The 7,562-nt window shown below is 69.9% G+C and carries 7 protein-coding genes; all 7 read right to left on the bottom strand.

Translation table 11 applies throughout. The features are described 5' to 3' along the window. Nucleotides 1-174: 174 nt before the first annotated feature. Entirely contained in the window at nucleotides 175-1,020 is an 846-nt protein-coding gene (locus I55_RS35550; RefSeq protein WP_064742559.1) for a S9 family peptidase, read from the bottom strand. Nucleotides 1,021-1,022: 2 nt separating this feature from the next. Further along, nucleotides 1,023-2,198: a glycosyltransferase family 9 protein gene (locus I55_RS39210; protein WP_199902781.1), complete on the bottom strand. Its 1,176-nt coding sequence runs from the start codon at nucleotides 2,196-2,198 to the stop codon at nucleotides 1,023-1,025. 14 nt (nucleotides 2,199-2,212) lie between these two features. Then, on the bottom strand, nucleotides 2,213-4,465 hold the full coding sequence (locus I55_RS30680; RefSeq protein WP_083901561.1) for a tetratricopeptide repeat-containing sulfotransferase family protein: 2,253 nt from the start codon (nucleotides 4,463-4,465) through the stop codon (nucleotides 2,213-2,215). A gap of 42 nt (nucleotides 4,466-4,507) precedes the next feature. Then, entirely contained in the window at nucleotides 4,508-5,086 is a 579-nt protein-coding gene (locus tag I55_RS30685; RefSeq protein WP_252181377.1) for an invasion associated locus B family protein, read from the bottom strand. A 338-nt stretch (nucleotides 5,087-5,424) separates the two neighbouring features. Continuing rightward, nucleotides 5,425-6,120 (bottom strand): ATP-binding cassette domain-containing protein, encoded by a 696-nt coding sequence (locus I55_RS30690; protein WP_044564526.1) that lies wholly within the window; start codon nucleotides 6,118-6,120, stop codon nucleotides 5,425-5,427. Continuing rightward, nucleotides 6,120-6,878 (bottom strand): ABC transporter permease, encoded by a 759-nt coding sequence (locus I55_RS30695; RefSeq protein WP_044564527.1) that lies wholly within the window; start codon nucleotides 6,876-6,878, stop codon nucleotides 6,120-6,122. Before I55_RS30695 ends, I55_RS30690 begins: the two co-directional genes overlap by 1 nt. Then, the coding region (locus I55_RS37475) for an ABC transporter substrate-binding protein (RefSeq protein WP_044564530.1) at nucleotides 6,875-7,562 on the bottom strand (688 nt) is incomplete at its 5' end. The genes I55_RS30695 and I55_RS37475, both read right to left, overlap by 4 nt.

The raw sequence follows: 7,562 nt of genomic DNA on the forward strand, positions 1-7,562 counted from the left end.
GCCTGTGGCGCGACCGCCTGAACCCCGACGGCACCTTCGTGGAAGAGGCGGCCCCGGCCAGCAGCTTCTACCACATCGTCTGCGCCATCCAGGAACTGGACCGGGCGCTGGCCACCATCGGTCACCCCGGGTAACTCCTGTTCTGACGTCAGAACGGAAACTGGAAAGGCTACCCTAAGGCAACCAGCCCGGAATGGCCTTCAACTCGGCCCGCCGCGACAGATCCGGCCAGGCGCCGGCCCAGCAACAGCGGTGGTCCTGGCCGGGAACGGTGACGATGCTGGCCGGGGCGCCCGGCGGCTGATGGCCGACGAAGGAACGGGCGATGGCGCCGTCCACCACCTTGTCGTCGGCGCCCACGAAATGCACCTGGGGCAGCGCGCCCAGCCGGGCGGCGTCGGTGACGGGATCCAGCGACTGCGCCAGGGGCGTCAGGTCCAGGGTCTGGGTCCACAGGCCGAAGTCAAGGTTACCCGACACGGTGACCAAGCCGGCGACGTCGGCGCGCCGCTCGGCCAACATGGCCGCCAGGCCGCCACCGCCGGAATAACCCACCAGCACCAGGCGCTGGGCGTGCGCGTCGGCCTTAAGCCGGTCCAAGGCGATGCCGGCGCTGTCCACAACCTCCGGCGCCAGGCGCGCGGTGGTCCAATAGCCCACCTGGCAGTTGCGGCCGGGCATGACGTACTGGCAGGGACGGGCCAAATAGGCCACGGGGCCGGTGCCCGGATGGGCCATGGCCAGGCGCAGGGCCAAAGGATCGGTGGGGGTGGGATCCTGTGACGGCTCCCGCGCCGTCAGGTAGGCCAGGCCGTCGCCCTCGATATAGACGGTCAGCAACGGCCCGCCGGCCTCCGGCTTCACCGCCGTGGCCAGGTCGAAGGTGCCCGCCGGCAAGGTGGCCCAGCGCCATCCGCCGGCATGCGCCAAGGTGGGTCCCCGTTCCTGCCGGCCATGGATGCCGGAGCAGGCGGCCAGGCCACCCGCCATCAGGAGCGCGAGGACGGCCCGCGCCCGCATCCTCAGGCCCGCCCTTGCGCCTTCTGGGCCTTGAGTTCCGCCAGCGCCTTGGCGACCCGGTCGATGACCGGGCCCCACTGGCCCCATTCCGTCTGCCGGAACAGGCGGACGGAGGGGTACCAGGGCGTGTCGTCGCGGTTTTGCAGCCAGCGCCAGTCCGGCAGCAAGGGTATCATCACCCAGGCCGGGCGCCCCAGGGCGCCAGCCAGGTGCACGGGGGAGCTGTCGATGGAGACCAGCAGGTCGACCTCGCACAGGATGGCGGCCGTATCCTCGAAATCCCTGATCTCGGGGCTGAGGCTGACGACGTGCTTGGCCATGGCGGCCGGCGGGTTCAGCGCCTGCTCCTCCTTCGGGCCCTTCTGGACGGAGAACAGGGTGACGCCGTCCTGCGCCAGCGGCGCCAGCATCTCCAGCCCCATGGAGCGGTTGGCGTCGTTGAAGTGGGTGGGACGGCCGGCCCAGAGGAAGGCCACCTTCAGGCCCTGGTAAGGCTCCAGCCGCTTGCGCCAATGCTCCCGCCGGTCGGGCAGGGCCGACAGATAGGGCATGGGCTCACCGGGCAGCTGACTGACCTGCAAGCCCATGATCATGGGCAGGCTCATCATCTCGGCATGCACGTCGAAATAGGGTGGCAACTCCCCGCGCACGGTCATCGCATCGAAACCCTTCATGCGGCGGGCCAGGCTGGCCGTCTCATGATTGATTTCCAGAATGACGTTGGCCTGGCTCTTCTCCTTGGCCCAGGCGACCATGCGCATGAACTGGAAGGTATCGCCGTAGCCTTGCTCATCATGGATCAGCAAGGTCTTGCCCGGAATGGGCCGCCCGTCCCAGCGCGGCCGTTGCACCTTGCGCTCGATGCGGGTGGTGTGGGCCAGGCTGTAGCGGTAGGCGTATTCACGCCAGCCGCGGTCGAACTCCCCCAGCAGCAGCAGGGTTTCCGCCAGGTCGAAGCGGGTGGACAGGTGCCCCGGCAGGGCGTCCACCAGCATCTCCTGGATGGGCTTGGCCTCCAGCACCCGGCCCTGCACGCGCAGAGCCTGGGCCAGCAGCGCCCACAGGGTCACCGGCCCCGTGCCGCTGGCCAGCAGGGGCCGGATCATGGTCTCGACCTCGGCCCCCCGCCCCGCGATCAGCATGGGGCGGACCTTTTGCTCAAGTTCCTTCATGTCCATGACGGCAGACCCTGTCAGCTGGCGGCCGGCTTGCGGCGACCGCGCGCCGGCTTGGCCGCTTCCTCGGCGACGGGGGCGGGCTCAGCCGCCGGGGCTTCGGCCTTGGCCTTGGGGGCCGCCGCCTTCTTCGGGGCCGCCTTCTTGGCGGGGGACGCCACTTGCGGCGCCGCGGCCTCCGGCGCGTTCGGGTCGACACCCAGCGCCGACAGCAGCGGCGCCAGTTGGGCCGCGAACGGCTTCCAACGGCCCAGGCTGCTGCGGAAGATGGGCTGGCGCACCTGGTTCAGGCTGGCGGTGCGGATGGTGCGCTGGGTCTTGTGGAAGTCCAGGCAGGCGGAATCCCAATCCAGGCCGACGAAGTCGACCAGGCGGCGCGCCTGGCCTTCCAGGTCGTCCACCACGTCCTCGTACCGCACTTCCATGAACCGGTCGGCGGGCAGCACGGCGCGCCAGTGATCCATCAGCCGCTCATAGCCGCGGTAGAACTGGCCCAGCTCCGCCAGGTCGTAGGTGAACAGCTGCTCACGCGTGAACAGCTTGGTGTAGCAGGACAGGCAGGTGTCCACCGGGTCGCGCCGCACATGGATGATGCGGGCGTCCGGCATCGCCAGGTTGATGAGGCCGGAGAACAGGAAGTTGGACGGCATCTTGTCCACCACCCGGCGGCGGTGGCCCGCCAGGGGACGGACGAAGTCCAGGTAGCGCTGGCCCAGCCCGCCCAGGATCTCCGGCGTCAGGTGGGGGGCGATCTGGGGATAGGGGCCCAGCTGGTTCACCAGGTTGTTCAGCGCCGACAGCTCACCGGCGGCGGCCACCTGCGGATGGCTGGCCAGGATCTGTTCCACCAGCGTGGTGCCGGAGCGGGGCATGCCCAGCACGAACACCGCCAGCTCGCTGCCCGCCACCGGGGACTTGGGCTTGTCGAAGGTGGCGGCCGGGAAGGCCGTGGCGATGTCGGTCAGCCAGCGGCTGGTGGCGGCGGCGTCATAGGTGAAGGTGGCGCGCTTCTGGCGATTGCCCTCGTTCAGGTAGGCGAACGCGCGCTCGCCGTCGCCGATGTCCATCCACGCCTTGCCCAGGGCGAAGTTCAGCGCGGTGCGGTCGGTCTGCGACTGCACCGGGTCGGGGCCGAACAGCAGCGCTTCCATCTTGGTGATGGCCGGCTCGCCCGCCTGGAAGCGGTGCAGGTCGGACATGTTGAACCAGGCGGACGCGGAGCGGGGGAACTGCGCCACCACCTGCTCGAAAGCGGCCTTGGCCTGGGCCTTGTCACCGCGCTCCATGAACAGGACGCCCCGGTTGATCAAAGCCTTTTCCGGGGCGAAGCCCAGGGACTTCGCGGCCTTGTCGAAGGCCACCAGCGCCTCTTCATGCTGGCCCAGCGCCTGCAGCACCTCGCCCAGCACGTTCTGCGCCTCGCCGTTGTCGGCCTGGGCGGCCACGGCCCGGCGGGCGTCGGCCAGGGCCTCCTCCAACCGCTCCAGATGGCGCAGCGCCGTGGCGCGCACCGTCAGGGCCCCGGCATGCAGGGGGGCGTAGCTCAGCAGCGCGTCGATCCAGCGCAGCGCGTCCTCATTGCGGTTGCGGCCCAGTTCCACCGCCGCCGCGTTGATGTAGGCGTCGGACAGGCGGGGATTCAGGTCGATGGCCTTGCGTGCGGCGGCCAGGGCGTCGTCGGGACGGCCCAGGTCGTTCAGCAGGTTGGCCAGGTTGCTCTGCGCCTCGGCATAGGCCGGCGCCAGGTTCAGCGCGTATTCATAGCGCTGGCGCGCCTGGTCCAGGCGGCCCATGCGCTTCAGGGTGTTGCCCAGGTTGTTGTGCGCCTCGGCATAATTGGGCTGCAGGGCCACCACCCGCTCCAGGCAGGACAGGCTGTCCTCCAGCTTGCCCGCCTCCTGCAGGATGATGCCCAGATTGTTCCAGCCGGCGACCAGCGTGTTGTCCATGGTGACGGCGCGGCGGGCCGCCACCTCGGCCTCCGCCAGCAGGCCGCGCTGGCGGCACATCTCACCCAGGTTGCTGAGGTAGACGGCCGGCACCCGGGGCGCCTGGCAGGCGCGGCGCAGATGGTCGATGGCCAGATCCAGGTTGCCGTAGGCGTGGGCCATCAGACCCATCAGGTGCAGGGCGTCCGACTGTCCCGGCCACAGCGCCAGCACGTGCTGGCACAGGCGTTCCGCCTGGTCGGCCTGGCCGGCGTTCCAGTGGGCGTGGGCCTGGCCCAGTGCCTGCTCAACGGTCATGGTGGTCTGCGGTTGCGTGTTCATGGCTTCACGGCGCTTCGTCAGGGGTCAGGACAAATGGGGGCTTCAGGGGGTGCGCTTGGGCGCCGGCACGGCCTTCAACGCCGCCGCCAGGCCGGCCAGCTGCACCGGGATATCCACAGCCGCCTTGTCACCATTGATATAGCGTACGGCCAGAACCTTGCCGCTGGTGAAATGGTCCAGCACCTTGCCGTCCTCAAGCTCGGCCGCGGCCACGCAGCCACCCTGCTGGCAGGCGTCGAACGGCAGGGTCAGCGGCTTGTCCTGATCCAGGACCAGGGTGATGCCCGGCTGCAACAGCACCCCCAGCGGCGTGGCCAGGATCAGGCGCGGCTTGCCCTCCGGCCCCAGGTAGCCGACGCGGACGTGCAGCATCATGACGTTCTGCGGGGTGGCGATGGCGAACTGCTCGACATAGCAGACCTCGGCGCCGGCCTCGGTCTTGGCGCAGTTCTTGGACCACAGCGGCCCCTGGCCCTGCTTCACCTCCGGGCCCTTGCCCGGCACGGGTGACGCCGGCGCCTTCACCGGTTCCGCCGCCACGGTGGCATCGGCCGCCCCGGCCAGCGCCATAAACGCGCCAGCCGCCATCGCGACCAGGGCCGCCCTCCCCACTTTCCTCATATCGGTACTCCGAATAGGCCCGTCCAAGTATGCGGTCCAACCGCTTATAGAATGAAAAGGCGGCTCACCGCCACGCCCTAACTATCGCCACCATACTATACCGATGAACCATAAGGGACTAATCAGCAGGGAGATAACAGCGTCAAGCTCCTAACCGTTTTCCCGTTGGCATTTGCCGCTCGGCAGCCAGAAGAGACCGTGGAGCCACGAAAAGCCGGCTCCGCAATCTGACAAATTCTGATTGGAAATGAGCCGCCATCTGTAAACAAGGCGATTATTTTCCCAGATTCGGCGAATCTGTGACATTGCGATTCGTTCACGCGCCGGCTACGACACGATCATACGGGGGACACACCCGACCAGACGCGCAGGGCCGCCACCGTCTCCGCCGCCACGGCGGCGTCGGTACGGGCCGCGTCCGGCACCGGCTGGTCGACCAGCAGGCGGGCGGGACCGGGGGACAGGACCAGCACACGGTCGGCCAGGGCCACCGCCTCCGCCAGGTCGTGGGTGACCAGCAGGGTGGGCGTCGGCCGGCGCAAGCGGTGTTCCAGCAGCACCGCGCGGGCCAGGCGCTGGTTGGCCTCATCCAGCGAGGCGAACGGCTCATCCAGCAGCAGGGCCTGCGCATCCATCGCCAGCGCCCGGGCCAACGCCAGGCGCCGCGCCATGCCCAGCGACAGGTGCGAGGCCCAGACATCCGCCTTGGCCGCCAGGCCCAGCCGTTCCAGCAGCCGCTGCCCCTCCTCCCCGCCGGCACCGGCGATGTCCAGGTTCTGCCGCACCGTGCGCCAGGGCAACAGGCGGGGCTGCTGGAAGACCACGCCCAGGCGGGGTGCCGGGCCGCTCCAGCGCACGGTGCCCGTCACCTCGCGGTCCAGCCCGGCCGCCAGGCGCAGCAGGGTGCTCTTGCCGCAGCCGGATGGGCCCACCAGGGCCACCACCTCTTGCGTGTCGACGGTGAAGGCGATGGGGCCCAGCACCGGCCGGCCGGCCAGCCGCTTCTCGCGAATGTCGACAATCAGCCGCGTCATCACACCCTCCACCGCCGGGCCCAGCGTTCCAGCGGTTGCAGGGCCGCCCATTCAATCACCTGGATGATCAGGATGAAGGCCAAGGCGTAGGCCAGGATGTGGGCCACGTCGAACAGCTGGAAATAGACCTGGATCTGGAAGCCGACGCCGTCGCTGCGGCCCAGCAGTTCCACCACCAGCACGATCTTCCAGATCAGCGACAGGCCCGACCGCGTGGCGGCGAACAGATAGGGCTGCAGTTGCGGCAGCACGATGTGGCGCAGGGTTGCGGCCCGGCCCAGGCGGTAGGCCCGCCCCATCTCCAGCAGGTCCCCATCCAGGGCCCGCACGCCTTCACGCACGGTGACGGCGGTGGTGGGCAGCTTGTTGAGGGCGACCGCCGTGATGGCCGCCGCCTCCGTCAGGCCGAACCAGACATAAAGCAGGACGATCAGCACCAGGGCCGGCAGGTTCAGCAGCAGCAGCAGCGCGCTGTCCAGCCACAGGTCCACCGCGCGCCACCAGCCCATGGCCAGGCCCAGGGCCGTGCCGGCACCCATGGCCAGGACGAAGGACATGGCCACCCGGGCCAGCGTGATCCCGACATGGTGGGGCAGCGCGCCCGACGCCACCTCCCGCCCCAGGGTGGCCAGCACCGCCGAGGCCGGCGGCGCCAAGGGGCTGGCGGCCAGACGTCCCGCCCCTTCCCACACCAGCAGCAGAACCAGGACGGACAGCGCGCGGATTAGCCAGGCCCGTTTCGCCACAGCCGTGCTCACCAAGCCCGCTCCACCGGCCAGAAGGTGCCGGCGGGCAGGGTGTCACCCCCGGATCCCACCAGCTCCTTCCCGCCCACGGCGGCCAGGACCTGGTAAAGCCGCGCGGCCGCGTCCCATTCCGCCGCTCCCCACTGGCGGGGGATGCCCCGGCGGTACCAGTCGCGCAGCCGGTCGAATTCGGCGTCGCTGCCGGCATCGGCCAGGGGGCGCAGCGAGGGCCATTCGGCGTCGTCCCGTGTCAGCAGCGCCCGCGCCTGGCGGGTGGCGGCGATGAAGCCGTCCAGCGCCACCCGGTTGGCCTTGGCCCAGCGTTCGGAGAAGACGTAGCCCACCATGGGCGGGGTGCCCTGGATGCCCAGGCCGGCCACCGCGTCCTCGGTCGTCAGCACGGTGCGCTGCCCGGCCGTCTGGCCCTTGGCGGCGAAGGGCCAATAGGTCAGCAGGGCGTCCAGCCGGCCCGCGGCCAGGGCGTTGGCCAGCAGGGGCGGCGCGCCGAAGGTCTTTTCCACCGACGCGTCCAGGTCGATGCCGGCCTGCCGCTGGGCATAAGCGCGCAGGATCAGCCAGTTCTTGTCCAGCGGACCGCCGGCGATGCCCAGGCGCCGGCCCGGCAGGTACGGCACCGTGGCCACGATGCCCTTGGGCGGCGCCATCAGGGCGCCGGCGGAATGGAAAAAGGGAGAA

It is taken from the genome of Azospirillum sp. B4 (assembly GCF_000333275.1).
GTDB lineage: Bacteria > Pseudomonadota > Alphaproteobacteria > Azospirillales > Azospirillaceae > Nitrospirillum.